The sequence below is a fragment of the Oryzomonas sagensis genome (assembly GCF_008802355.1).
GTDB lineage: Bacteria > Desulfobacterota > Desulfuromonadia > Geobacterales > Pseudopelobacteraceae > Oryzomonas > Oryzomonas sagensis.
Map to the genome: position 1 here is coordinate 126,345 of NZ_VZRA01000002.1, position 23,505 is coordinate 149,849.

Genomic DNA, 23,505 nt, shown 5'->3' on the forward strand with positions numbered 1-23,505 from the left:
GAATTAATTCTAAGCGTGGCCGCCGGTTTGTCAAGTGATATTTGGCAGTTCGGTGAATACGGCCGCCGGGCGCTCAGCGTTTCATGGCGTCGTCCATGACCTTGTAGGCGCAGAACTCGCCGCACATGGTGCAGGCCCCGTGGTCGGCGACCGGCGAGTTGGCGCGGAACTCCCGGGCTTTGTCCTCATCCAGCGCCAGGGCGAATTGCCCCTCCCAGTCCAGCTTCTTCCGGCATGTGGCCATCTGGATGTCCTTGTCCATGGCGCCCCTGACCCCCTTGGCGATGTCGGCCGCGTGGGCGGCGATGCGGGAGGCGATCACGCCGTCGCGCACGTCCTGCACGTCCGGCAGGCGCAGGTGCTCGCTGGGGGTGACGTAGCAGAGGAAGTCGGCCCCGGCGGCGGCCGCAATGGCCCCGCCGATGGCGCAGGTGATGTGGTCGTATCCCGGCGCGATATCGGTGACCAGGGGCCCCAGGACGTAGAACGGCGCGCCGTGGCACAGGCGCTTCTGCAGCAGGATGTTGGCCTGGATCTGGTTCAGGGGCACATGCCCCGGCCCTTCGATCATGACCTGTACCCCGGCCTCCTGGGCGCGCTGGGTCAGTTCTCCCAGGAGGATCAGTTCCTGGATTTGAGCCCGGTCCGTGGCGTCGGCCAGGCAGCCGGGGCGGAAACCGTCGCCCAGGGAGAGGGTCATGTCGTATTCCTTGGTGATATCCAGGAGTTTGTCGAAGTGTTCGAAGAGCGGGTTCTCCTGGCGGTTGTAGGCCATCCACTCGATGGTGAAGGCACCTCCGCGGGAGACCACGTCCATGAGGCGCCCCTCGTTCTTCATCCGTTCCACCGTGGAGCGGGTCACGCCGCAGTGCACGGTGATGAAGTCCACGCCGTCCTCGGCATGCTTGATGATGCCGGCGAAGATGTCGTCCACCGTCATGTCCACGATGGCCTTCTTCTTGACCCGCACGGCGTCCAGGGCGGCCTGGTAGAGCGGCACGCTGCCGATGCAGGCGTTGGTTTCCGCCACCACGGCCCGCCTGATCTCGTCCACCGGCCCGCCGGTGGAGAGGTCCATGATGGCGTCGGCCCCGTATTTCACTGCGGTGCGGGCCTTCTCCAGCTCCTTCTGCATGTCGGTATCATCCGAAGACGAGCCGATGTTGGCGTTGATCTTGGTGCGCAGGCCGGTCCCCACCGGCAGCGGGGTGCCGTTGGCGTGCTTGATGTTGTGGCAGATGACGATGGTGCCGGCTGCCAGACCGTCGCGGATGAATTCGGGTGGGACCCCTTCCGCTGCGGCTGCGATCTGCATCTGTTCGGTAATGAGGCCCCGGCGGGCGTATTCGAGTTGGGTCATTGCGTGCTCCGTATAAAGGATTGATGGTATGGGTCAGCGGTCGCTTTGCCGGGCGGCGGCAAAATGATTCACCGGGCTATGCCCCTTGCCCAGGGGGTGGGCCAGGCGGATGGCGGCGGAGATGAACTCCTTGGCCTTTTCCACGGCGCTTCTGAGCGGCTCCCCTTGGGCGAGGAAGGCGGCGATGGCCGAGGCGTAGGTGCAGCCGGTGCCGTGGGTGTTGCTGGTGAAGACCCGTTCCGCCGCATATTCCCGGCATTCGTAGCCGTCGAAGAGGATATCCATGGATTGACGGCCGGCCAGATGTCCCCCCTTGAGCAGAACGTTGGCCGGGCCCAGGGCGTGCAGGTCGCGGGCGGCCTGTTCCATATCCGCCTCGCAGCGGATCGCTCTCCCCAGCAGGCGCTCGGCCTCGGGGATGTTGGGGGTCAGCAGGTAGGCCTGGGGCAGCAACTGTTCCAGCAGGATGCGGAGCGAGTCCCGATCCAGCAGGGTCGTGCCCCCCTTGGATACCATGACCGGGTCGATGACCAGCGGGATATACCCGGTGCGCTCCGCCAGCAGTTCGGCCAAGGCCGAGACGATGGCCGAGGTGTGCAGCATGCCGGTCTTGATGACGTCCACCGGGATATCGGCCAGCACGGTCGTGATCTGATCCACCACAAAGGAAGGGGGGAGGCCGTGGATGGCCGAAACCTCCCTGGTATTCTGGGCGGTCAGGGCGGTCAGGGCGCTGGCGGCGTAGCTCCCCAGCAGGGTAATGGTCTTGATGTCGGCCTGGATGCCGGCTCCGCCCCCCGAGTCGCTGCCGGCCACGGTCAGGACCGAGCCGCGCGGGTAGGGGCAGGTGCGGTTGAAGAGCAGTTTCAGCTCGGCGGCGGCGATGTCGGGACGGGGACTGGACAGGACCGACGAGATCACCGCCACGGCGTCGGCGCCGGCGTCGATCACCCGGCAGGCGTTGCTGGTGGTGATGCCGCCGATGGCCACCACCGGGAGCTTGATGCGGTCGCGGATGGCGCACAGGCCGCTGGTGCCCGGCATGTGGGTGATGACCTTGCTGTCGGTCGGGTACATGGCACCGAAACCGATATAATCGGCCCCCTCCTGTTCGGCCTGGAGGGCCTCGTCCAGGTTATGGGTCGATTTGCCGACGATCTTGCCCGGGCCGAGCAGCTCCCGTGCCTCGGCAATGCCGCCGTCGTCCTGGCCCAGGTGGACGCCGTCCGCATCCAGTTCCCTGGCCAGCCGAATGTCGTCATTGACGATGAAGGTCACCCCGAAGCGCTTGCAGAGCTGCTTCAGCTCGCGCCCCTCCTCCAGGCGGGTCTCGTGGCTTTTCTCCTTGGCGCGGTACTGCAGCACCGCCACACCGCCACGCAGGGCGATCCGCACCCGTTCCACCAGATTGTCATCCTGGTCGGTGATCAGATACACGCCCCCAACCGGCGGAAATACCTGCGCCGTATTGTTGATGACGAGACGAAACCGTTTGCTGCAGTCGTCCATGGCATATCCCTCGTGGTAATAAAAAAGCCGCACTGTTGTGATACAGGCGGCCGGGTTCATGGATAAGATGAACAGTCGTGCAAGCCGCTTTCCTACGCCGGAATTAACCGGATCAGGTTCAAAGGGTCTGATTCCAAAAGGAATCATCTCAGCTCTTGCGAACTCCCCCAGGGCCTTGTAATTGTGTCTACGGTACTGGATTTAACCGTTCCTGTCAATCCCAATGACAGCAGCGGCAGGCTGGAGGCGGTGTGGCGGCTATCGGAAACGATTTCGTTTCCCTACGTTAGGGCATCGATGGTGACCTTCACCTTGCCGGTCAGCGTGACGGTGCTCTTGGATGTACAGTCATCTATGTAACCGTAAGATATACCTGGAAAATTTTAAATCAAGTTATATTTGTTTTTATGATCTGCCGTGCCCGTCCGGCTTGTAACGACAGCGACAGCGCCGGTAGCCGGCACGGCCCCGGAAACGGCGGCCCCCTTTCGCTTTACAGCCAGGGCCGGACGTGGTAATAACCCCTTCTAAAGACATTGTCTTGCCTTTGATTCCGAAAACCAAGGAGTGTCATGGTCGTGTACGACAGCCGTCCCACATTCGCCGAGATCGATCTCGACGCACTGCGCCATAATTTTGAGCTTATCCGCGCTTCCATTCCCCGCCGGACCGAGATGCTGGCGGTGGTCAAGGCCGACGCTTACGGCCACGGCTTCATGGACATCAGTCGCGAACTGGAGGCGCTGGGGGTGAACGCCTTCGGCGTCGCCTTCCTGGCCGAGGGCATTCAACTGCGCAAGAGCGGCATCGACAAGCCGATCCTGCTGTTGGGCGGGGTGTATCCGGGCCAGGAGCGCAAATGCATCGGCTACAACATCTCCACCGCCCTCTTCACCCTAGAGCAGGCCCAGGCACTTAACCTAGCCGCCGGCAAGCTCTTTCGCAAGGCCCAGGTCCATCTCAAGATCGACACCGGCATGGGGCGCCTGGGCATCACCTACGCCGAGGCCCCCGCGTTCCTGAGCGAATTGAAGAAGCTGCCCAACATCACCCTGGAGGGGATCGTCTCCCACTTCGCCAGCGCCGATGAACTGGACGAATCGGGCCAGCATTTCACCCGCATCCAGGCCGAGCGGTTCTCCTGGGTGGTCGCCGAGGCCCGCAAGGCCGGCTTCTCCCCGCGCTATATCCACATCGCCAACAGCGCTGCGGCCCTGCTCCGGGACAACGCCGGCTGCAACCTGGTCCGTCCCGGCATCGTGCTCTACGGCGCCATCCCTTCGCCCGATTTTCAAGGGAAGCTGGACCTCAAGCCGGTCATGCGCCTGAAAAGCAGCATCGCCATGCTGAAATGGGTGGAGCCGGGCACCACCATCAGCTATGCCCGCCGCTTCACCGCCGCCGAGCGGACCCTGATCGCCAGCGTGCCGGTGGGGTATGCCGACGGTTACCCCCGCACCCTCACCAACCGGGGGGAGGCGTTGATCCGGGGCCAACGGGCGCGGGTGGCCGGGACGGTCTGCATGGACTGGATCATGCTGGATGTGACCCATATCCCCGGCGTGGCCGTGGGGGACGAGGTGGTGCTGATGGGGACGGACGGGGCGGGGAACTGCATCCACGCCGAGGAGTTGGCCACCCTGGCCGGTACCATCCCTTACGAGATCTTCTGCGGCATCAGCAAACGGGTGCCCAGGATTTACCTGAAATGATTTAGCTGGGACCCATAGGTCCTATAAGACTTATAGGCCCCATAGGACCGATAGCACAAACAAAGGAAAGTTATGATCAAACTGACGCAGCTGGTAAAAGCCGCCGGTTGAGCCGCGAAACTGGGCCCTGCGGGCCTGGCGAAAGCCCTGGACGGGCTTTGGGATTACCGCGACGAAAACCTGCTTGTAGGTCCCGAGACCTCCGACGACGCCGGGGTCTACAGGATTGCGCCGGAGTGCGCCCTGGTGGAGACGGCCGATATCATCACCCCTCCCGTGGACGATCCCTTCACCTTCGGCCGCGTCGCCGCCACCAACGCCATTTCCGATGTCTATGCCATGGGCGCCCGCCCCGTGACCGCCATGAACCTGGTGTTCTTTCCCGCCTGCTCCCTGCCGGGGGAGGTTCTGGGTGAAATCCTGGCCGGGGGGAACAGCGTGCTGAAAGAGTCCGGGGTTTGCCTGGTGGGGGGGCATACGGTGGAGGACGACGAGTTGAAGTACGGCCTCTCCGTGACCGGCCTGGTGGATCCCGCCGCCATCATCCGCAACTCCACCGCCCGGCCGGGGGACCTGCTGCTCCTGACCAAGCCCTTGGGCAGCGGCATCATCGCCACCGCCGTGAAGGGGGAAATGGCCCCGGAGGGGGCGGTGACCGCGGCCGCCGCCTGGATGGCCACCTCCAACCGGGCGGCCGCCGAACTGATGCGGGAATGCCGCGCCTCCGCCGCCACCGACGTGACCGGCTTCGGCCTGATCGGCCATTGCAGCGAGATGGCCCGCGGGGCCGGGGTGACGATCCGCCTGGGGCTCGACGCCATCCCGCTCATGTCCGGCGTGACCGGTTTGGCTGGCGACGGCATGGTGCCGGCCGGCTGCTACCGCAACCGGGACCACTACGCTCCCCTGGTGAGCGGGCGGGACTCCCGCGACGAAGCGCTGCTGCCGCTCTTCGACCCCCAGACCTCCGGCGGGCTCCTCATTGCCCTGAGCCCGGCGGATGCGGAACGCTTCCTGGCCCAAGCCGGGGAGCGCGGCATCTTTGCCCGCCAGGTCGGCCTGGTGCTCCCCCCGCAAGCCCATCCCATCGAGATAGTCTGATGCCCGGCTACGCCCTTGCCATGGACCTGGGGACCACCACCCTGGCCGCTTCGCTCATGGACCGCGCCACCGGCCAACGGCTGGCCATGACCGGCGGCATGAATCCCCAACGCCGGTTCGGGGCCGACGTGGTGTCGCGCCTGGCAGCCGCGGTTCACTCCGAAGAGGCATTGCAGGAGATGGCTCGCCTGATCCGCACCGAACTGCTGCGTCTGGCCCATGATCTGTGCGCGGAGAGCTGTGTCCCGTGGGGCGAGGTGAAACAGGTCGCCATTGCCGGGAACCCGGCCATGCAGCACCTGCTGCTGAAGCTGCCGGTGAAGACCCTGGCCTTTCCCCCCTACCGCCCCCTGTTCACCGGCGGCAAACGGGTGACGGCAGGGGAGTTGGAGTGGGACGGCGCGGCCCCGGTCTATCTGTTCCCCATGCCGGGCGGGTTCGTGGGGGGGGACACGGTTGCCTTCCTCTACGGCGCCCGACCGGGAGAGGCCGCCCTCTGCCTGGACATGGGCACCAACGGCGAGATGGCCCTGACCGCGGGCGCAACCATCTGGGCCACCTCGGCCGCGGCCGGACCGGCCTTCGAGGGGGGCAACCTCTCCTGCGGCATGGCCGCCCTGCCGGGTGCCATCACCTCCATCCGCATCGAAGGGGAACGGGTCAAGATCGCCACCCTGGGCAACCGGGAGCCGGTGGGCATCTGCGGCTCGGCCGCCATCGAACTGGTCACGGAGCTTTTGGCCTGCGGGGTTCTGGAAGCGGGGGGGAGGCTGCGCACCAGCGCCGAGATCCCCTCGAACCTGGGACAGCGGGTGATCGAACAGGAGGGGGAGAGCGCCTTTGTGATCCACCGGGACGCCCGGGGGCTGTTGCTCCTCACCCAGCGGGACATCCGCCAGATCCAGTTGGCGAAGGGGGCCATCCGGGCCGGCATGGAGGTGCTGGCCGAGCGTTCCGGTATACCTTTCCCGGGCCTGAAGGAGGTGCTCCTGACCGGTTCCTTCGGTGCCGTTTTGCGCCCCTTGTGGCTTAAAACCATTGGAATTTTCGACGCAGGCATGGTACAAATTTCACAGTTTACCCCCGAAGGGGCGCTGGCCGGTGTCGAACGTGCCCTGGCGGAGCATGACGACTTCGCGTCCGTGGAACGGCTCGGCATGCGGTTCCGGGTGGTGCCGCTCTCGGGTACGCCGCTGTTCGAGACCATGTTCATGAAACATATGGACTTCCCGCAACCGTAAGCACAAACAAGATAAAACCTTAGATTCCGCCACAGAGACGCAGAGACTCGGAGAAAACCTAGATTTTTGTCCTGGACCGTTTTGGCTTTTGACGTTCCCCGTGGCTCTGTGGCAGATGTGAGATGTTTCGGTTTTCCGGTTATCAACTTATTAGATAGAGAAGGAGCAGGTACCATGGCTAAGATCACCAGGGCGCTCATCAGCGTTTCCGACAAGAACGGCATCGTAGAATTCTCCAAGCAACTGGCCGACTACGGGGTGGAGATCCTCTCCACCGGCGGCACGGCCAAGCTGTTGCGCGAGGCGGGGCTGACCGTCAAGGACGTGTCCGAGTTCACCGGGTTTCCCGAGATGCTCGACGGCCGGGTCAAGACCCTGCACCCCAAGGTGCACGGCGGCCTGCTCGGCATGCGCAGCAACCCGGCCCATGTGGCCATGATGAAGGAGCACGGCATCGAAAACATCGACATGGTGGTGGTCAACCTGTACCCCTTCGAGGCCACCGTGGCCAAACCGGGGTGCCTGTTGGCGGACGCCATCGAGAATATCGATATCGGCGGTCCCACCATGCTCCGCTCGGCCGCCAAAAACTACCCGGACGTGACGGTGATCGTGGACTGCGCCGATTACGCCACGGTCCTGAAAGAGATGAAGGGGTCCAAGGGGGCCGTCTCCCCGGCAACCAACTACGGCCTGGCGGTCAAGGTCTTCCAGCACACCGCCGCCTATGACGGCGCCATCTCCAATTACCTGGGGGCGCGCCTCGGCGAGGAGCCCCAGGAATATCCGGCCACCTTCACCATCCAGGTCAAAAAAGCCCAAGACCTGCGCTACGGCGAGAACCCCCAGCAGTCGGCCGCCTTCTACGTGGAGAAGGACATTGCCGAACCGTGCGTCTCCAACGCCGTACAGTTGCAGGGCAAGGAGCTTTCCTTCAATAATATCATCGATCTGGATGCCGCCATCGAGACGGTCAAGGAGTTCGAGCAGAGCGCGGCGGTCATCATCAAGCACACCAACCCCTGCGGCGTGGCCCTGTCCGATACCCCGCTGAGCGCCTACCTCAAGGCGCGGGAATGCGACCCGGTTTCGGCCTACGGCGGCATCGTCGGCTTCAACCGCCAGGTGGATGCGGACATCGCCCGGGAACTGGCCTCCACCTTCCTGGAAGCGGTCATCGCCCCCGGCTACAGCGACGAGGCCCTGGAGATCTTCAAGGCCAAGAAGAACGTGCGGGTGATGCAGATACCGCTCCTGGGAGAGTACGATGTCCAGGGGTACGACCTCAAAAAGGTGGTGGGGGGACTGCTGGTCCAGGGCCGCGACCGGGGGATGGTGCGGGCGGCCGACTGCCGCGTGGTGACCGAGCGCACCCCGACCGCCTCGGAGTACGCATCCCTCGATTTTGCCTGGCGGGTCTGCAAGCATGTCAAGTCCAACGCCATCGTCTTTACCAACCGTGACCAGACCGTGGGGATCGGGGCCGGCCAGATGTCCCGGGTCGATTCCTCCAAGATCGCCGTACAGAAGGCCCTGCTGCCGACCCAGGGTACGGTGCTGGCGTCCGACGCCTTCTTCCCGTTCCGGGACGGGGTGGACGCCGCAGCGGAGGCCGGGGTCACGGCCGTCATCCAGCCGGGGGGGAGCGTGCGGGACGAGGAGGTCATCAAGGCGGCCAACGAGCACGGGATAGCCATGGTGTTCACCGGCATGCGGCATTTCAGGCATTAGATCGCCCACTTTTCCGCGATCTCGGCGTCAGATTTCACGAATACTTGTGCGACGTACCTCTCGGTACGTCTCCGCGCATTCGCTTATCTTCCTTGACCTCGCGAAAAATTGGACGATCTATTCAGCACTGAGCATGTATAAATTGTAAGGAGTGAATCCATGAAAGTTTTGGTGGTTGGCGGCGGGGGCAGGGAGCATGCGCTGGTGTGGAAGATCGCCCAGTCGCCGCTGGTGACGAAGGTGTTCTGCGCCCCCGGCAATCCGGGGATCGGCGCGTTGGCCGAGAATCTCCCCATCCGGGTGGACGAACTGGACAAGCTGCTCGCCTTTGCCCGGAGCGAGGGGATCGGCCTCACGGTAGTGGGGCCGGAACAACCGCTCTCCCTGGGTATCGTGGATCTGTTCGAGGAACATGGCCTCAAGGTCTTCGGCCCCCGGAAGAACGCCGCCATCATCGAGGCCAGCAAGGCGTTCTCCAAGGATCTGATGCAGAAATACGGCGTCCCGACGGCGGCCTACGGTGTCTTTACCGAGGCCGGTCCGGCCGAGGCGTTCATCGACCGGACCGGGGTGCCGATCGTGGTCAAGGCAGACGGTCTGGCCGCCGGCAAGGGGGTCATCATCGCCCAGACCCGTGACGAGGCGGTGGAGGCCGTGAAGGATATGTTGAGCGGCAACGCCTTCGGCAGCGCCGGCGCCCGGGTGGTGATCGAGGAATTCCTCACCGGGGAGGAGGCCTCCTTCCTGGCGATCACCGACGGCACGAACATCATCCCCCTGGCCAGCGCCCAGGACCACAAGGCGGTCTTCGACGGCGACAAGGGCCCCAATACCGGGGGCATGGGCGCCTATTCCCCCGCGCCGGTGGTGACCCGGGCCGTGCACGACACGGCCATGGCCGAGGTGCTCCGCCGGACGGTGGACGGCATGGCCGCCGAGGGACGCCCCTATCGCGGCGTGCTGTACGCGGGGTTGATGGTGAAGGACGGTCGGGTCAAGACCCTGGAGTTCAACGCCCGTTTCGGGGACCCGGAGTGCCAGCCGCTCCTGATGCGCATGAAGTCCGACATCGTGCCGGTCCTGATGGCCGTGGCCGAAGGGGATCTGGCGGGACGCTCCATCGAATGGCACGACAAGGCGGCGGTCTGCGTGGTCATGGCCAGCGAGGGGTATCCGGGGGACTACCGCAAGGGGGACGCGATCAGCGGTCTGGACAAGGCGGCCGAGTTGGACGACGTATTCGTCTTCCATGCCGGCACCGCAGCCAAGGACGGCGCGTGCGTCACCAGCGGCGGCCGGGTCCTGGGGGTCACCGCCCTGGGGGCAACGGTGCAGCAGGCCATTGAACGGGCCTACCAGGGGGTTGGACGGATCACCTGGCAGGGGGTGCAGTACCGCACCGACATCGGGAAAAAGGCGCTCAACCGCGGATGAATCATAGAACCTATAGGTCGTATAAGACGTATAAGTCCCATAGGCCCCATAAATCCTATGGGGTAAAGCATTTATTGGATTCTGGAGGAATATAATGACAGATTCACCAAAAGTCCTGCTCATCATGGGGAGCGATTCCGACCTGCCGGTCATGCAGGCGGCCGGCGAGGTGCTTCAGAAATTCGGCATCCCCTATGAGATGCATATCGCCTCGGCCCACCGCTCCCCGGCCAAGGCCATGGCCCTGGCCTCGGAAGCTGCCGGGCGGGGCATCGAAGCGATCATCGCCGGAGCCGGGATGGCCGCCCACCTGGCCGGGGTCGTGGCCGCCAAGACCATCCTGCCGGTGATCGGCGTGCCCATGCCGGGCGGGGCGTTGAACGGCGTGGATGCCCTCTACTCCACGGTGCAGATGCCGGGGGGGATTCCGGTGGCCACCATGGCCATCGGCAAGGCCGGGGCCAAGAACGCCGGGCTGTTCGTCGTCCAGATGCTGGCCCTGAGCGATGTGCGGCTTGCCGGGGCGCTGAAAGAGTACCGCCGCGAGATGGAAGACGAGGTGGAACGCAAGGACGCCGCCCTGCAGGCGGCGGGCCGGGAGGCGTGAGCCGGAGGGCTTTTTGCTTGACATCCTTTTTTGCCATGTAGTAGTTTTAGCGAGTTTTTTACCATTTCCCCCAGGAGGAATAAAATGAAAAAAGTTGTTGTTGCGCTGTTTGCCTTGGTTGCGTTTGCGGGCACCGCCTTCGCCGCTCCTGAATTCATCGAGATGAAAAAAGGAGTGAAGTTCCCCCACAAGGCCCACATTGCCGCTGTCGGCAACTGCAAGAAGTGCCACGAAACAAAACCGGGCAAGATCGAAGGCTTCGGCAAGGAATGGGCCCATAAGAACTGTAAGGGTTGCCACGCCGAAGGCAAAAAAGGTCCCACGAGCTGCAAAGAGTGCCACAAGTAATCATTCGGATCGTATAGTTTTAACGTAGCTTTGAGAGGGATAACGCTAGCCTGCTGTTATCCCTCTTTTTTTATGGTCAGGGGCGTAAACCGGAACGATTCCGAAAAAAAAGAGTACATTTTTTATTGTTCTTGCGCTAAAGTTACCTACATCAAGCCTGCCGCCCGGGGCGGCGGGCCGTTGACATCATGATCGGGAGAGACCATTGGCAACCACCAACCGCAGCTTCGCTCAGGCACTTTGGGATTTTTTCTGTTCACTCAAACTCACCATCTCTCTGCTGATCTCCCTGGCCCTGACCTCCGTCATCGGCACGATCCTGCCCCAGGGTAAGCTGCCGCCGGAGTACGTGGCCTCGATCAGCCCCGTAAAACTCCAAATCTATTCCAAGCTCGGCTTTTTCGACATGTACCACAGCTGGTGGTTCATTCTGCTGCTGTACGTCTTCAGCGTCAACCTGATCTGCTGTTCCATCAAACGCCTGCCGCACGTCTTCAAATTCATCAGCGAACCGAACCTGGTACTGGGCGAAAGTCAGCGCACCGGCTTTTCCCAGAAGCAGGATCTCAAGATTACGGCGTCGCTCGACAAGGGGCGCGAGGCCCTGGCGGAGTTTCTCGGCAAGGAGTTCAGCGTTCCGGTCGTGACGGAGCACGACGGTGAATACCATCTCTTTGCCCAGAAGAACGCCTGGTGCCGCCTGGGTGTGTATGTCGTCCACCTGAGCATCCTCGTCATCTTCGTCGGCGCCATCCTCGGATCGCTGTTCGGATATAAAGGGTTTGCCGCCATCGTCGAGGGCACCGGGATATCGAGCATCCAGGCCAACAACGGCGCCGAGATCCCCCTGGGGTTTGAAGTCCGCTGCGAGAAGTTCAACGTCACCTTCTACGACTCCGGCGCGCCCAAGGAGTTCAAGAGCATCCTGACGGTCCTGGAAAACGGCCAACCGGTCAAGGGGCTCACCAATGTCCGGGTCGTGGTGAACGAGCCGCTCTCCTACAAGGGGTTCACCTTTTACCAGTCCAGTTACGGCCAGGCCACCGAGAGCAGCGACCACACCTTCTCGGTGCAGGCGCGCTCGGGCGGTTTTAGCGACCGCCTCACCCTGCGGGAAGGGCAGGCGACCGTCCTGAAAGACGGCACCACCTTCAAGCTGCTGGAGACGACCGCGGATATCCGCCAGTTCATGCCCAATTTCTCCGGGCCGGCCGCCAGGATCGAGGTGACTCCGAAGGGCGGGGTTCCCCAGACCTATATCGTGTTCAAGGACTTCCCCGATGCCAATGCCCAGCGGGGCGACGCGTTGCAGGTCGTGTACGAGGGCTCCAACGCCAAGATGTACACCGGCCTCCAGGTGGCCAAGGACCCGGGCGTCTGGGTAGTCTGGCTGGGATGCACCCTGATGGTGTGCGGCCTGTTCATCGCCTTCTTCATGTCTCACAAACGGGTCTGGATCGTCGTCTCCAAGGGCTATGCCCGCATGTACGGCAATGCCAGCAAGAACCAGGCTGCATTCCAGATGCAGTTCGAAGAGCTGTCCGACAAGTTTAAAAACCTGAAAATCTAGCGGAGGTTACCTAGTTTATGACAAGTTCACTGCTCTTCAACGTGACAACGCTCGCCTACATGGCGTCCATGGTTGTCTTCTTCGCATTCCTCGCCAGCAAGAACAAGGCCATCGGCCTGACCGGCAGCCTGTTGGCCTATGCCGGCTTCGCCATCCAGACCCTGGCCATCGCCCTGCGTTGGAAAGAGTCCTACGACATGGGGTACGGCCATGCGCCGCTCTCCAACCTGTACGAATCGGTGGTCTTCTTCTCCTGGACCATCATCCTCATCTACATGTTCATCGAGTTGAAGTACAAATACCGCATCGTCGGCGCCTTCGTGGTCCCTTTTGCCCTGTTGGGCATGGCCTGGGCCCAGCTCGGCATGCACAGCGGCATCGAGCCGCTCGTCCCGGCGCTTCAGAGCAACTGGCTCCTGTACCACGTCGTCACCTGTTTCTTAGGCTATGCGGCCTTCGCCGTGGCCTGCGGCATCTCCATCATGTACCTGGTCAAGGCCAGGAGTGAAGAAGCGGGGGGCGGCGCAGCCGGCGGCCTCATGGGCATGTTTCCGCCGATCCGGGTGCTGGACGACCTGAACTACCGGGCGATCATGATCGGCTTTCCGCTCCTGACCCTGGGCATCATCACCGGTGCGGCCTGGGCCAACTACGCCTGGGGCACCTACTGGAGCTGGGACCCCAAGGAAACCTGGTCCCTGATCGTCTGGTTCGTGTACGCCGCGTTCCTCCACGCCCGCTTTACCCGGGGCTGGGTCGGCAAGCGTGCGGCCTGGCTCTCCATCATCGGGTTTGCCGCCACCATCTTCTGCTACCTGGGGGTCAACCTGTTCCTGTCCGGGCTGCACAGCTACGGCAGCTCAAAGATGTAGCAGGTTGTTGAAAAACTATTGCGGAGAGCCGTCTGCGGCGTTGCGCGGTACTCACGACCTCGGCTAACTGATTGTTATGCCTCGGCCGCTCCGTTCCGGGCGCCTGGCATCCGGCCTTCCTCATAACGTTTTTAAACAACCTGTAAAACCGCCATTGTGTTGTTTCGGCAACATTTTTGGTGATTTTGTCCAGCGACTGTGATTATATGAGCCGGGAAGTAATTCCCGGCTTTTTTATGAACAAACCAACCATTTCCATCATTATTCCGGTCAAGCCGGGTTTCAGCGTAACGGCCGCCCAGCGGCTGGCGGCGGTGGAGTACCCACGGGACCGCTATGAGATCATCGTCGCCGAGGGATACAGCCCGAGCCGCCAGAGGAATGCCGCGGTGGCCCAGGCCCAGGGGGAGATCGTCTGCTTCCTGGACGACGACTCCCTCACCGCCCCCGATTATCTCACCCTGGTCGCCGGGCACTTCGAGAATCCCCGCGTGACGGCCGTGGGCGGCCCGTCCCTGACCCCGGCCAGCGACTCCATCCTGCAACGGAGCATCGGCACGGCCCTGGCCTCGGCCTTGGGCGGCGGCGGGATGCGCAACCGCTACCGGGCCCAGGGGGAGGCGCGCCTGACCAACGACAGCGAGCTGATCCTGTGCAACCTGAGCTTTCGCCGGGAGCGGTTCCTGGCCTTCGGCGGCCTGGACGAACGGCTCTATCCCAACGAGGAAAACGAGCTCCTGGAGCGGATGCAGCATGCCGGGGAGGGGCTGGTCCACGATCCGCGCCTGGCGGTCTTTCGCAGCCAGCGACCGACTTGGCGCCTGCTCTGCCGCCAGTTTCTGAACTACGGCCGGGGCAGGGCCGAGCAGACCGTCATCAGCAGGCGCGTCCGGCCGGTCAGCCTGCTGCCGGCCCTGTTTCTGGCCTACGCGCTGCTCGTGCCGTTTTTCCCGGGATCGCTGTTCCGGCTGCCTCTGGCCTGCTACGGGCTCCTGCTCCTGGCCGTTTCCGCCGGGGAGGCGGCCCGGGCGCGCAGCCTGGGGATGTTCCCGCGGCTGCCGCTCATCTACGCCATCATCCATCTGGCCTATGGGGCCGGCCTCTGGTGGGGGGCGTTGGGCGCCCTGGCGGGCACGCGGCGCAAACCGGGGGGCGAGGTGACCCTGCGACAGGTGAAGGGGCTGAACGACGCGCCCGCAGCCGGAGAATGATTATTTCAGAACGCTTGGATACAAGGGGGACACGGTGGGTATGGAGTTGAGCATTGTCGTGCCGATCTACAACGAGGAGGAAAACGTGGCGGCGCTCTACGAGAGCATCCGAGACGCCTTGGCCCGGACCTCCCTGGAGTACGAGACCATCTTCGTGGATGACGGTTCGAGCGATAGCTCGTTCACGCTGTTGAAGGGGATTGCCGCCCAGGACCAGCGGGTCAAACTCCTGCGTTTTCGGCGCAACTTCGGCCAGACCGCCGCCATGGCCGCCGGCTTCGACGCGGCCACGGGCGCCGTCATCATCCCCATGGACGGCGACCTGCAGAACGACCCGGCCGATATCCCCCGCCTCCTGGCGAAGCTCCACGAGGGGTACGACGTGGTCTCCGGGTGGCGCAAGGAGCGCAAGGACACCTTCATCACCCGCAAGATCCCCTCGCTGCTGGCCAACTCCCTCATCTCCCGGCTGACCGGCGTGCACCTGCACGACTACGGCTGCACCCTCAAGGCCTACCGCCGCGAGGTGCTGGACGGCATCAACCTCTACGGCGAGATGCACCGCTTCGTGCCGGCCCTGGCCTCCCAGGTGGGGGCAAAGGTCACGGAACTGCCGGTCAACCACCGCCCGCGCCTGTACGGCACGAGCAAGTACGGCATCTCCCGCACCCTGCGGGTCGTGCTGGACCTGATGACGGTCAAGTTCCTCATGGCCTACTCCACCAAGCCGATCCAGTTGTTCGGCAAATGGGGGATCTATACCCTGCTGGCCGGCTGCCTCTCCGGCGGCACGACCCTGTACATGAAGATCTTCGAGAACACGAGCATGAACCGCAATCCGCTCCTGATCCTCACCGCCTTCCTGCTCTTCATGGGGGTCCAGTTCATCGTCCTGGGGCTCCTGGGGGAACTGAACGCCCGGACCTACTTCGAATCCCAGGGCAAGCCGATCTACGTGATCCGGGACCGAGTCAACCTTGGCTGATGACCGGCTGAGAATCCTCATGGTGGCGCCGACCCCCTATTTCGCGGATCGGGGCTGCCATGTGCGCATCTACGAGGAGGCCCGCGCCCTCCGCGCCCTGGGCCACGACGTGCGCATCGTCACCTACCACATCGGTCGGGACCTGCCCGGCATCCCGGTACTGCGCATCCCCCGGATACCGTGGTACAACCGCCTGGAAGCCGGCCCCTCCTGTCACAAGCTCTACCTCGACCTTTTGCTGCTCGGCAAGGCCACAGCCTTCAGCCTCCGCTTCCGCCCCCAGGTAATCCACGCCCACCTCCACGAAGGGGCCGCCATCGGCTGGTTGCTCAAGCTCGTGACCCGCGCCCCGTTGATCTTCGACTACCAGGGGAGCCTCAGCGGCGAATGCATCGACCACGGTTTTTTCAAGGCCGACTCCCGCGCGGCCCGCATCTTCCGCTGGGCCGAGCGGTTCATCAACAATAGCGCCGACCGGATCGTCACCAGTTCCAGCGCCGGGTACGCCGATCTTCGGGCGAACTGGGGGGTGGCCCCCGAACGCCTCGTTTCGGTCATCGACGGCGTGGATACGGACCAGTTCCGCCCCCATGACCGGCAGGAAGCGCGCAGCCGCCTGGGGATCGCCCCCGATGTGCCGGTGGTGGCCTATCTGGGGCTCATGAGCGCCTACCAGGGCACGGACCTGCTCTTGGACGCCATAGCGCTCCTGAAGGCCCAGGGGGTGCAGGCACGCTTCCTCATCATGGGCTTCCCCGTGGAGCGCTACCGGGAAGCGGCCGAGGCGTTGGGGATCGGCGACATGATCACCTTCACCGGCAAGGTGGACTACCGGGAGGCGCCGCTCTTCCTCTCGGCGGCGGACCTGGCCGTATCCCCCAAGCTGTCGTTGACCGAGGCCAACGGCAAGCTCTTCAACTACATGGCCTGCGCCCTGCCGGTGGTGGTCTTCGACACCCCGGTCAACCGGGAGATCCTGGGGGATACGGGCGTCTATGCGCCCCTGGGGGATACCGCCGCCTTCGCCGCCCGCATCGCGGACCTACTGGCGGACCGGGACGGGTTGAAGGGGCGGGGGGAACGGGTCCGGGCCAAGGCGGTCCACGACCACGCCTGGCAGGCCAGGGGCGCCCGTCTGGCCGAGGTGTGCCGGGCGGTTACCGGTGCGTCGGAGCCCTGAAAAAGGGGGTTGTGCGTTTACGTTGAAAAAAATTGCACAAAAAATGTTGACACACAGGCCTGATTTTGGTAAAAAACAAAACTCACCAAGCGGGAATAACTCAGTGGTAGAGTGCAACCTTGCCAAGGTTGAAGTCGCGGGTTCGAATCCCGTTTCCCGCTCCATTTAGAGCGCACAAGCCAGGCCAAAAGCCTGGCTTTTTTGCGTCCTGCGTTGGAGGCGCCCCCACATCCAGCCACCCGCTCACCACAAGCCACTCACCAGAACCATCAACAGCGGCCCGGCTATGCAACAGGCGGCGAGGAGGAGCAAGCCGATGAAGGCGATGGCCATGCCCGGCACTTCGTGGACAGGTCTTTCGTGGCAGGTCGTCATTGCTGTATACCTCCTGATGCCAGTATAGCGCAAACGGCACCGCACCGGGGAGAGGTAAAAAAACGATCCGCCTGCCCCAAAGGGGCCAGGCCGTGCCTACAGGGTCTGGGCTGCCGATGCGATGGTGACCGCCAGGGTGGCCCGCGCCCAGGGGAAACGCGCCTTGATCACGTCGAAATCCGGGCCCGCGGTCACGAAGGCGGCCGTCCCCTTGATCAAGAAGCCGGTGCCGGGCCCCTGCTTCCCGGCCACCTTGGAGCTGCCCAGGGTGATCAGAACCTGGTCGTTGTAGGCCACATTGGCCTCAGTGTGCTGCATGTACCCGGCCGGGATCAAGAGCCGTCCCTCCGGGGAGACGATCAGGTAGCTGTTCCAGGTGTTGACCATGTGCGGCCCGTCCGGGCCCAGGGTGGCGATGGCCACGACCCCGTCCTGTTTCATCACTTCCACTAATTTTCCCGGAATCATGTGTAACCTCCTTGTTGGGTATAGTTTCCCTTTGCCGCCCCCCGAAGGGATACGGTATACTGCTGTCTCTATGATGCAACCCATCCTTGATCCGCGGGGGCGTTATGTTCATCCTGAACCTCCATGACCAGACCCCTCTGTACCGGCAATTGTACCACCAGATCAGGGAACGGGTCCTGTCGGGGGAGTTGCCGGCCGACAGTCGGCTCCCCTCGGTCCGGGACCTGGCCGCCGAGCTTGCCGCCAGCCGCACCACGGTGGAGAGCGCCTACCTGGAGCTGTACGGCGAGGGGTACATCTACAGCAAGCCGCGCAGCGGCTACTTCGTCTCGGCCCTGGACAGCGAGGCCGCGCCCCGCTCCCTCATCCCGGCCGCGCCCCGGCAGACTCCACTCCAGGACCCCCCGCACCCCTGCGCCTTCGACTTCCATCCCGCCCGGCTCGACCCGGCGAGCTTTCCGGCCGCCATCTGGCGCCGGCTCTTCCTGGAGACCCTGCGGGACAGCGTCCGCGAACTGACCCACTATAGCGAGCCCCAGGGGGATTGGGGGCTGCGCGTCGCAATCCGCGCCTACCTGGAACGTTCCCGGGGCGTGGTGTGCGACCCGGAGCAGATCGTGATCTGCGCCGGCCTGCAACAGAGCCTGGATATCGTGGCCGTTCTGCTGAAGGACGGCCACTCCGCCGTGGCGGTGGAGGACCCGGGCTACCCGTTGCCCCGCTCCCTTTTCCGCAATCACGGCTACCGGGTCATCCCCCTGCCGGTCGGGCCGGGGGGACTCGACCTGGCGGCTCTCCGGGGAAGCGGCGGCACCGTAGCCTACGTCACCCCGTCCCATCAACTCCCCATGGGGTATGTCATGCCGGTGGCCAACCGGCTGCGGCTGATTGAGTGGGCCGCAACCGGCGGCAAGATGATCATCGAGGACGACTACGACAGCGAACTGCGCTATCACGGCAAGCCGATCCCCTCGTTGCAGGGGCTGCGTCCGGACGGGAACATCATCTATCTGGGGACCTTCTCCAAGATCCTCTCCCCGGCCCTGCGGGCGAGCTACCTCGTGTTGCCCCGGACCCTGCTCGCCCCTTACCACCACCGCTTCAGTCATTACTTCTCGACCGTGCCGCTCTTGGAGCAGAAGACCCTGGCCGCGTTCATGGAGCAGGGACACTGGGAACGGCACATCCGGCGGATGCGCATCATCTGCAAGCGAAAACACGATGCCCTGCTTCACGCCCTGGAACGGCACTTCGGAAACCAGGCCGCCATTATCGGCCAGGGCGCCGGACTCCACGTGGCCGTACAGCTCTTGGGCCCTGGCCCGGACGAAACAGAGCTGATCGACCGGGCCCGCCACAGGGGCGTCCGGCTGTTCCCCTTTTCCGCAACCTGTGACGTCCCCCGGAGCGGCCCGCCCATGGTGTTGCTCGGCTTCGGCGGTATGAACGGCGACGAGATCGAACAGGGGGTCCGGCTCCTGCTCCAGGCATGGCGGAACAGCCCCTGATATCCCCACTATAAGGGAAAACTGCCCGTGCTGACAGGTGCAGTTATGAATAATTTTACCGGGGCAGATGGGGGCACCGGGGTGAGCCGGAGAAAACGACGTTGCCGGTGCCGGGTGACCATGCCCGGAAACTGCGCTTGCGCATGAACCGAACAGTCCCCCATTCCTCCATAACGACGTGATTTTATATCGGCTCCCCCCAGGGTGGCCGCCGATATCCGGGGCCGGCAAGCCAACCGGCAAAACTTTGCTATACTTATCATGTGTGAGCTACGAAAACGGCACCCCTGGGCGGGGAGGCCCGGACAAGGAGCGAATGATGATCAGAAGAGCGTTCGACCCGGAGTTGGCAACCAGGATCGTCAAGGACGTCCCGCTGTTTATCAGTTTCTCCGACGAGGAGATCGCCGAGTTGCTGGAAAAAACAGCCATTTACAGCTATCACAAGGATGAGATTATTATCAACGCCGACGAGCATATCGAGCAGATGTACATCATTCTGAAGGGGCGGGTCAGGGTCGTTGACCTGTCGAGCAGCGGGGAAGAACGGGTCATGGCGTTCCGTCACCGGGGCGATTATTTCGGCGATATGGGGCTTCTGGACGGCAAAACCGATTTTGCCACGGTGGTCGCCACGGAGCCGTGCAAGGTCCTGTTGATCGGGAAGAGCGCGTTCGACGAATTCTTCCTGAACAACAACAAGGCGCTGCGTCAGGTCATCACCGTGCTGTGCCAGCGTCTGCGGGAAAGCTGGCTCTTCCATAACGTCATCGGGATCAACGATGCCGAGTCGAAGATCAGGGCCACCCTGGCGCACTACAGCACGACGCTGGGGACCAGGAACAGCCACGGCATCATCATTAATTCCATCTTCTCCCAGCAAAGCATCGCCGACCGGGTTCAGATCACCCGGGAAACGGTCACCAGGGTGCTGCGGAAGATGAAGGAGCAGCACGAGATCGAGATGGTCGGGCGGCACTTCAAGCTGATGCCCACCTTTTTCGACAAATACCGCCAGTCCCAATTGTACAAGAACCTCTCCTCGGACTTTTAGGTCAGATGCAGGAAGGGGCCGGATCGTTGGACCCGGCCCCTTCGCTTTTCCTGTTCCCCACCTTTTCTGTCTGCCAGCGATTGTTCAGAATTGTAAATGCCTCGGTCGGTCGGCATTCTTTTCAGGCTTCCTCAACGAGGGCCAGCCGGTTGATGGCGATGGCAGGACGGGGTGTTCACTCTGCTGCCTAAACGGTTGCCGATGAAATCTGGGAGGTGTTTTCCGCATCATGGGCATAGCTGTTCGAACTGAGCTGCAGGTAGTCCTTCAGCGCCGAGCTGAGCAGCGCCTGCAGGCTGGCGGCGGAACTGTCGCTGCCGGTGTCCGTCGTGGCTGACGCTGTTGCGGCGGACGACGAGGAAGCTTTGTCCAGGGCATCCAACAGCGCCTGGAGCGTTTGGGCGACGGTATCCTGGGTATCGCCGCTGGCCTGGGTTGAGGATGGGGTGGGTGCGACACCCTCGGGCGGTTGCGGCGGCGGGGACGACAGTTTGTCCTCGATCCGGGAGAAGACTGTCTGGGCATCGGTCAGGTTGCCGGATTGCAGGGCGCTGCCCAGGCTCCGGAGATCCTGGCTGAACGGATCGTTGCCCTGGCCGCCGTCCTGCGCTGAGACATCCTCCTGGAGCGTTGCGAAGGCCGTCTGGGCGTCGGATAGGTTGCCCGACGTCAAGGCCGCGCTCAGGGCCTGGAAGTCCTGTGCCAGGGGATTGGTGTCCGAAGAACTCGTGGAGTCGGTGGAGTCGGCGGCAGCCGTCGAGTCGGTGGAGAGCAGCGAGGCAAGGTCCATCTGCTGCTTGGCAAACTCACCTTGTCCCTTCATGTGCTGCTGGATCTTGTCGAGGGCATTCCGGGCATCGGTCAGGTTGCCCGATTGGAGGGCGCTGCCTAAACTCTGGATGTCCTGGGCCATGGGGTTGTTGCTATCGTTGCCAACGCTGTCCGTGCCGCTCGTGCCCGATTGCGCTGCCTTATCCGAGGCAAGCGCGGCGTATGCCTGTTGGGCGTCGGTCATGTCGCCCGACTGGAGGGCGGTGCTGATGTCCTGAAAATCCTGGGCAATCTTGGCAAAAAAACTGGAACTGCTGGAAGAGATACCTGAAATTGACATGTGTAGACCTCCTTGTGGTAGAATGAACCGGGTTGGAAGCGCCGGTCTGGATCAACGGGGACTCGTGACGCGATGTGCTTGCGCTATCCGTCCATAGGGGCTCCTTTCACGGTTGGAACGCCTGACCCACGCCCTTCCCGGAGGCGGGTGCCGGCGTCTTTTCGCATGGTACGTATCGTGTGTACGCGCGAAATGAGGATGAATTGTGAAGGAAAAGAGAAAGTTTTTGTGCAATTTGCCGCTATGGTGGCAAATTTTCCTCGATTGCTGCATATTTCATCCATAGTCCTTCGCTATCCTCATGGCCGGCATCGTGAATTTTCGCCGCAACCGGCACAAACATCCCCGGCCATACGTTGTGATGACAGGGGAGAAAAGGTGGTTCCCATGAAACACAGTACCCGGGGCCGATGGGCCTGTTTTGGCGTGGCCGTAAGTATGCTCGTTCTTCCCCGTTTGGGGGAGGCCGCGCTCGGCGGGACCGCCGCTTCGGTCGCGGCGGACCGCGCGGCCCTTGCGGCCGTGCATCGGGCCACTACGACCCGCGGCGCCTACACGGTCCAGGAGTTCCGGTCCGATTCGAGCACCGTACGGGAATACGTCTCCGCGTCCGGTGTGGTGTTCGCCGTTGTCTGGAATGGCCGGGCGCATCCCGACCTCACCACCCTCCTCGGTTCCTATTCCGGCGAATATCGGGCCGCCCTGCGGCAAACCGCGCGCACGCGCGGGCTCCGGCGCCAGCAGGTGCAGTCGGATGGGGTCGTGGTGGAGAAGTGGGGACACATGCGGAATCTGCAGGGCAGGGCCTATGCCCCGGCATTGATCCCAACGGGGGTAACCATCGATGAAATCAAGTAACGTAGGCATGACGCTCCTTGTCATGGCCCTTGTCGCCGGCTGCGGTTCGGGCGGCAGCTCCGGCACCGGCAGTACCACGACCGGCACCACCAGCGGCACCACCGGCACCTCGACCGGCACCACGGGTACGACAACCGGCACTACCGCGAGCAATGTGCTCGCCGTCACCGTCAACGGTTCCCTCTGCTCCGGCAGCACCTCCGGCTCTTATGTCAACAAGCCGTGCGTCAGCGTGACGATCTGCACCCCCGGCACCTCCACCTGTCAGACCGTCAGCGACATCCTGCTGGATACCGGGAGTTACGGGTTGCGTATCTTCAGCACCGCCCTGACCGGGGTATCCCTTACCCAGGTAGCCAGCGCCGGCGGCGGGTCGTTGGCCGAATGCGTCCAGTTCGGGGACGGGTCTGCGTTGTGGGGGCCGGTCATGACGGCGGATGTGGTCCTGGGGGGAGAATCCAGCGTGCAGATGCCGATCCAGGTGATCAACGCCGGCTTCGGTTCCCCTCCCCAGACTTGCAGGAGTGCCGATGCCAGCCCCACGGCGGCGGGATTCAACGGGATACTGGGGGTGGGGTTATTTGCGCGGGATTGCGGTGCGGGTTGCGTCGACGCGGCCGATAACGGGATGTACTACTCCTGCAGCGGATCGAGTTGCACCGCCACGGCGGCGGAACTCGCCAAACAGGTGCCCAACCCGGTGGCGCTGCTCCCGCTGGACAATAACGGCGTAATCGTGCAACTCCCCACGGTCGCCACGAACGGGGCCGCCTCAGCCGCAGGCTCGCTCACCCTGGGGATCGGCACCCGCTCCAACAACATCCCCTCGTCGGTAACCACATACCCTGCCGATGCGTCGACCGCCGAGTTCCTCACGACCTATAACGGCACGACCTACGCCAGCTTTCTGGACACCGGTTCCAACGGCCTGTACTTCCCTGCCACAAGCCTTGTGTCGGCCTGCACCGTCTCCGGTTATTCCGCCTGGTTCTGCCCCGCGACGACCAAGAGCCTGAGCGCCGTCAACGCCGGGTATAACGGTTCGCCCTTCGGCACCATCGACTTCACGATCGGTAGCGCCGTCACCATGTTCAACTCGTCCTACATGGTGTTCCCCGCCCTTGGGGGCGCCATGAGCGGCGGCTTCGACTGGGGCCTCCCCTTCTTTCTGGGGAGAAACGTCTATGTGGGGATCGACGGAACGGGCTCCCCCCTGGGAACCGGCCCGTACTGGGCGTACTGATGGTCTTGGGTGCTCCTCCGACAACCG

Annotated in this window: 21 protein-coding genes, 1 tRNA gene and 1 riboswitch; of the genes, 17 read left to right on the forward strand and 5 right to left on the reverse strand. The window is 63.4% G+C overall.

The genetic code is table 11. From position 1 onward, the window contains the following. Nucleotides 1-73: 73 nt before the first annotated feature. On the reverse strand, nt 74-1,360 hold the full coding sequence (gene thiC / locus F6V30_RS08460; RefSeq protein WP_151156554.1) for a phosphomethylpyrimidine synthase ThiC: 1,287 nt from the start codon (nt 1,358-1,360) through the stop codon (nt 74-76). 33 nt (nt 1,361-1,393) lie between these two features. Further along, a complete protein-coding gene (thiD, locus tag F6V30_RS08465) occupies nt 1,394-2,869 on the reverse strand; it encodes a bifunctional hydroxymethylpyrimidine kinase/phosphomethylpyrimidine kinase (RefSeq protein ID WP_151156555.1) in 1,476 nt (491 codons plus the stop codon). A 72-nt stretch (nt 2,870-2,941) separates the two neighbouring features. Continuing rightward, nucleotides 2,942-3,048, reverse strand: a riboswitch (TPP riboswitch). A 393-nt stretch (nt 3,049-3,441) separates the two neighbouring features. Between thiD and alr the strand changes: the two genes are divergently transcribed. The 13 genes from alr to F6V30_RS08530 all read left to right on the forward strand — a co-directional run bounded on the left by alr (nt 3,442) and on the right by F6V30_RS08530 (nt 17,025). After that, nucleotides 3,442-4,581 (forward strand): alanine racemase, encoded by a 1,140-nt coding sequence (gene alr, locus F6V30_RS08470; protein WP_151156556.1) that lies wholly within the window; start codon nt 3,442-3,444, stop codon nt 4,579-4,581. Between the two features lie 72 nt (nt 4,582-4,653). Then, on the forward strand, nt 4,654-5,682 hold the full coding sequence (gene selD, locus F6V30_RS08475) for a selenide, water dikinase SelD (RefSeq protein WP_151156557.1): 1,029 nt from the start codon (nt 4,654-4,656) through the stop codon (nt 5,680-5,682). Then, nucleotides 5,682-6,923, forward strand: a complete 1,242-nt coding sequence (locus tag F6V30_RS08480; RefSeq protein WP_151156558.1) for an ASKHA domain-containing protein — start codon at nt 5,682-5,684, stop codon at nt 6,921-6,923. Before selD ends, F6V30_RS08480 begins: the two co-directional genes overlap by 1 nt. A 174-nt stretch (nt 6,924-7,097) precedes the next feature. Next, a complete protein-coding gene (gene purH, locus F6V30_RS08485; RefSeq protein ID WP_151156559.1) occupies nt 7,098-8,654 on the forward strand; it encodes a bifunctional phosphoribosylaminoimidazolecarboxamide formyltransferase/IMP cyclohydrolase in 1,557 nt (518 codons plus the stop codon). Between the two features lie 159 nt (nt 8,655-8,813). Continuing rightward, on the forward strand, nt 8,814-10,088 hold the full coding sequence (gene purD, locus F6V30_RS08490; RefSeq protein ID WP_151156560.1) for a phosphoribosylamine--glycine ligase: 1,275 nt from the start codon (nt 8,814-8,816) through the stop codon (nt 10,086-10,088). 94 nt (nt 10,089-10,182) lie between these two features. Beyond that, nucleotides 10,183-10,695 carry a 5-(carboxyamino)imidazole ribonucleotide mutase gene (gene purE, locus F6V30_RS08495; RefSeq protein ID WP_151156561.1) on the forward strand — a complete coding sequence of 171 codons (513 nt, stop codon included), beginning with the start codon at nt 10,183-10,185 and terminating at the stop codon, nt 10,693-10,695. A gap of 84 nt (nt 10,696-10,779) precedes the next feature. After that, nucleotides 10,780-11,043 carry a cytochrome c3 family protein gene (locus F6V30_RS08500; protein WP_151156562.1) on the forward strand — a complete coding sequence of 88 codons (264 nt, stop codon included), beginning with the start codon at nt 10,780-10,782 and terminating at the stop codon, nt 11,041-11,043. Between the two features lie 205 nt (nt 11,044-11,248). Next, the gene (gene resB / locus F6V30_RS08505; protein ID WP_151156563.1) at nt 11,249-12,613 is read left to right on the forward strand and encodes a cytochrome c biogenesis protein ResB; all 1,365 of its coding nucleotides are present in this window, start codon (nt 11,249-11,251) and stop codon (nt 12,611-12,613) included. Nucleotides 12,614-12,630: 17 nt separating this feature from the next. Further along, entirely contained in the window at nt 12,631-13,485 is an 855-nt protein-coding gene (gene ccsB / locus F6V30_RS08510; protein WP_151156564.1) for a c-type cytochrome biogenesis protein CcsB, read from the forward strand. Between the two features lie 236 nt (nt 13,486-13,721). After that, nucleotides 13,722-14,696 carry a glycosyltransferase gene (locus tag F6V30_RS08515; RefSeq protein ID WP_151156565.1) on the forward strand — a complete coding sequence of 325 codons (975 nt, stop codon included), beginning with the start codon at nt 13,722-13,724 and terminating at the stop codon, nt 14,694-14,696. 40 nt (nt 14,697-14,736) lie between these two features. Beyond that, complete coding sequence (locus F6V30_RS08520; protein WP_151156566.1) at nt 14,737-15,681, forward strand: glycosyltransferase family 2 protein; 945 nt, start codon at nt 14,737-14,739, stop codon at nt 15,679-15,681. Then, entirely contained in the window at nt 15,674-16,861 is a 1,188-nt protein-coding gene (locus tag F6V30_RS08525; protein ID WP_246163377.1) for a glycosyltransferase, read from the forward strand. Before F6V30_RS08520 ends, F6V30_RS08525 begins: the two co-directional genes overlap by 8 nt. An 89-nt stretch (nt 16,862-16,950) precedes the next feature. Beyond that, nucleotides 16,951-17,025: transfer RNA gene (locus F6V30_RS08530), tRNA-Gly, on the forward strand. Between the two features lie 79 nt (nt 17,026-17,104). Here F6V30_RS08530 and F6V30_RS17435 read toward each other — a convergent pair. Both F6V30_RS17435 and F6V30_RS08535 read right to left on the reverse strand, forming a co-directional pair. Beyond that, entirely contained in the window at nt 17,105-17,236 is a 132-nt protein-coding gene (locus tag F6V30_RS17435) for a hypothetical protein (protein ID WP_275938136.1), read from the reverse strand. A 96-nt stretch (nt 17,237-17,332) separates the two neighbouring features. Beyond that, entirely contained in the window at nt 17,333-17,704 is a 372-nt protein-coding gene (locus F6V30_RS08535; RefSeq protein ID WP_151156567.1) for a pyridoxamine 5'-phosphate oxidase family protein, read from the reverse strand. Nucleotides 17,705-17,808: 104 nt separating this feature from the next. Here F6V30_RS08535 and pdxR point away from each other — a divergent pair, with 104 nt between their 5' ends. Together pdxR and F6V30_RS08545 are read left to right on the forward strand one after the other, a co-directional pair. Next, nucleotides 17,809-19,212, forward strand: coding sequence for a MocR-like pyridoxine biosynthesis transcription factor PdxR (gene pdxR, locus F6V30_RS08540; protein ID WP_151156568.1), 1,404 nt, complete (start codon nt 17,809-17,811; stop codon nt 19,210-19,212). 316 nt (nt 19,213-19,528) lie between these two features. Next, nucleotides 19,529-20,266: a Crp/Fnr family transcriptional regulator gene (locus F6V30_RS08545; protein ID WP_151156569.1), complete on the forward strand. Its 738-nt coding sequence runs from the start codon at nt 19,529-19,531 to the stop codon at nt 20,264-20,266. 187 nt (nt 20,267-20,453) lie between these two features. Here the strand turns inward: F6V30_RS08545 and F6V30_RS08550 are convergent, their stop codons facing one another. Then, nucleotides 20,454-21,377 carry a hypothetical protein gene (locus tag F6V30_RS08550; protein ID WP_151156570.1) on the reverse strand — a complete coding sequence of 308 codons (924 nt, stop codon included), beginning with the start codon at nt 21,375-21,377 and terminating at the stop codon, nt 20,454-20,456. 387 nt (nt 21,378-21,764) lie between these two features. On the opposite strand from F6V30_RS08550, the gene F6V30_RS08555 reads away from it, so the two are divergent. After that, nucleotides 21,765-22,235 carry a DUF2844 domain-containing protein gene (locus tag F6V30_RS08555; protein WP_151156571.1) on the forward strand — a complete coding sequence of 157 codons (471 nt, stop codon included), beginning with the start codon at nt 21,765-21,767 and terminating at the stop codon, nt 22,233-22,235. Then, on the forward strand, nt 22,222-23,478 hold the full coding sequence (locus F6V30_RS08560) for a DUF3443 domain-containing protein (RefSeq protein ID WP_151156572.1): 1,257 nt from the start codon (nt 22,222-22,224) through the stop codon (nt 23,476-23,478). The genes F6V30_RS08555 and F6V30_RS08560 overlap by 14 nt, the downstream gene beginning before the upstream one ends. The last annotated feature ends 27 nt before the right edge of the window (nt 23,479-23,505 follow it).

Bases quoted from the DNA above. Each gene is read 5' to 3' on its own strand.
- F6V30_RS08545 (WP_151156569.1), top strand. From the start codon at position 19,529: ATGATGATCAGAAGAGCGTTCGACCCGGAGTTGGCAACCAGGATCGTC.
- F6V30_RS08520 (WP_151156566.1), top strand. From the start codon at position 14,737: ATGGAGTTGAGCATTGTCGTGCCGATCTACAACGAGGAGGAAAACGTG.
- purD (WP_151156560.1), top strand. From the start codon at position 8,814: ATGAAAGTTTTGGTGGTTGGCGGCGGGGGCAGGGAGCATGCGCTGGTG.
- purE (WP_151156561.1), top strand. From the start codon at position 10,183: ATGACAGATTCACCAAAAGTCCTGCTCATCATGGGGAGCGATTCCGAC.
- pdxR (WP_151156568.1), top strand. From the start codon at position 17,809: ATGTTCATCCTGAACCTCCATGACCAGACCCCTCTGTACCGGCAATTG.
- F6V30_RS08500 (WP_151156562.1), top strand. From the start codon at position 10,780: ATGAAAAAAGTTGTTGTTGCGCTGTTTGCCTTGGTTGCGTTTGCGGGC.
- F6V30_RS08555 (WP_151156571.1), top strand. From the start codon at position 21,765: ATGAAACACAGTACCCGGGGCCGATGGGCCTGTTTTGGCGTGGCCGTA.
- F6V30_RS08480 (WP_151156558.1), top strand. From the start codon at position 5,682: ATGCCCGGCTACGCCCTTGCCATGGACCTGGGGACCACCACCCTGGCC.
- thiD (WP_151156555.1), bottom strand. From the start codon at position 2,869: ATGGACGACTGCAGCAAACGGTTTCGTCTCGTCATCAACAATACGGCG.
- F6V30_RS08550 (WP_151156570.1), bottom strand. From the start codon at position 21,377: ATGTCAATTTCAGGTATCTCTTCCAGCAGTTCCAGTTTTTTTGCCAAG.
- F6V30_RS08535 (WP_151156567.1), bottom strand. From the start codon at position 17,704: ATGATTCCGGGAAAATTAGTGGAAGTGATGAAACAGGACGGGGTCGTG.
- F6V30_RS17435 (WP_275938136.1), bottom strand. From the start codon at position 17,236: ATGACGACCTGCCACGAAAGACCTGTCCACGAAGTGCCGGGCATGGCC.
- alr (WP_151156556.1), top strand. From the start codon at position 3,442: ATGGTCGTGTACGACAGCCGTCCCACATTCGCCGAGATCGATCTCGAC.
- F6V30_RS08560 (WP_151156572.1), top strand. From the start codon at position 22,222: ATGAAATCAAGTAACGTAGGCATGACGCTCCTTGTCATGGCCCTTGTC.
- thiC (WP_151156554.1), bottom strand. From the start codon at position 1,360: ATGACCCAACTCGAATACGCCCGCCGGGGCCTCATTACCGAACAGATG.
- ccsB (WP_151156564.1), top strand. From the start codon at position 12,631: ATGACAAGTTCACTGCTCTTCAACGTGACAACGCTCGCCTACATGGCG.
- F6V30_RS08515 (WP_151156565.1), top strand. From the start codon at position 13,722: ATGAACAAACCAACCATTTCCATCATTATTCCGGTCAAGCCGGGTTTC.
- purH (WP_151156559.1), top strand. From the start codon at position 7,098: ATGGCTAAGATCACCAGGGCGCTCATCAGCGTTTCCGACAAGAACGGC.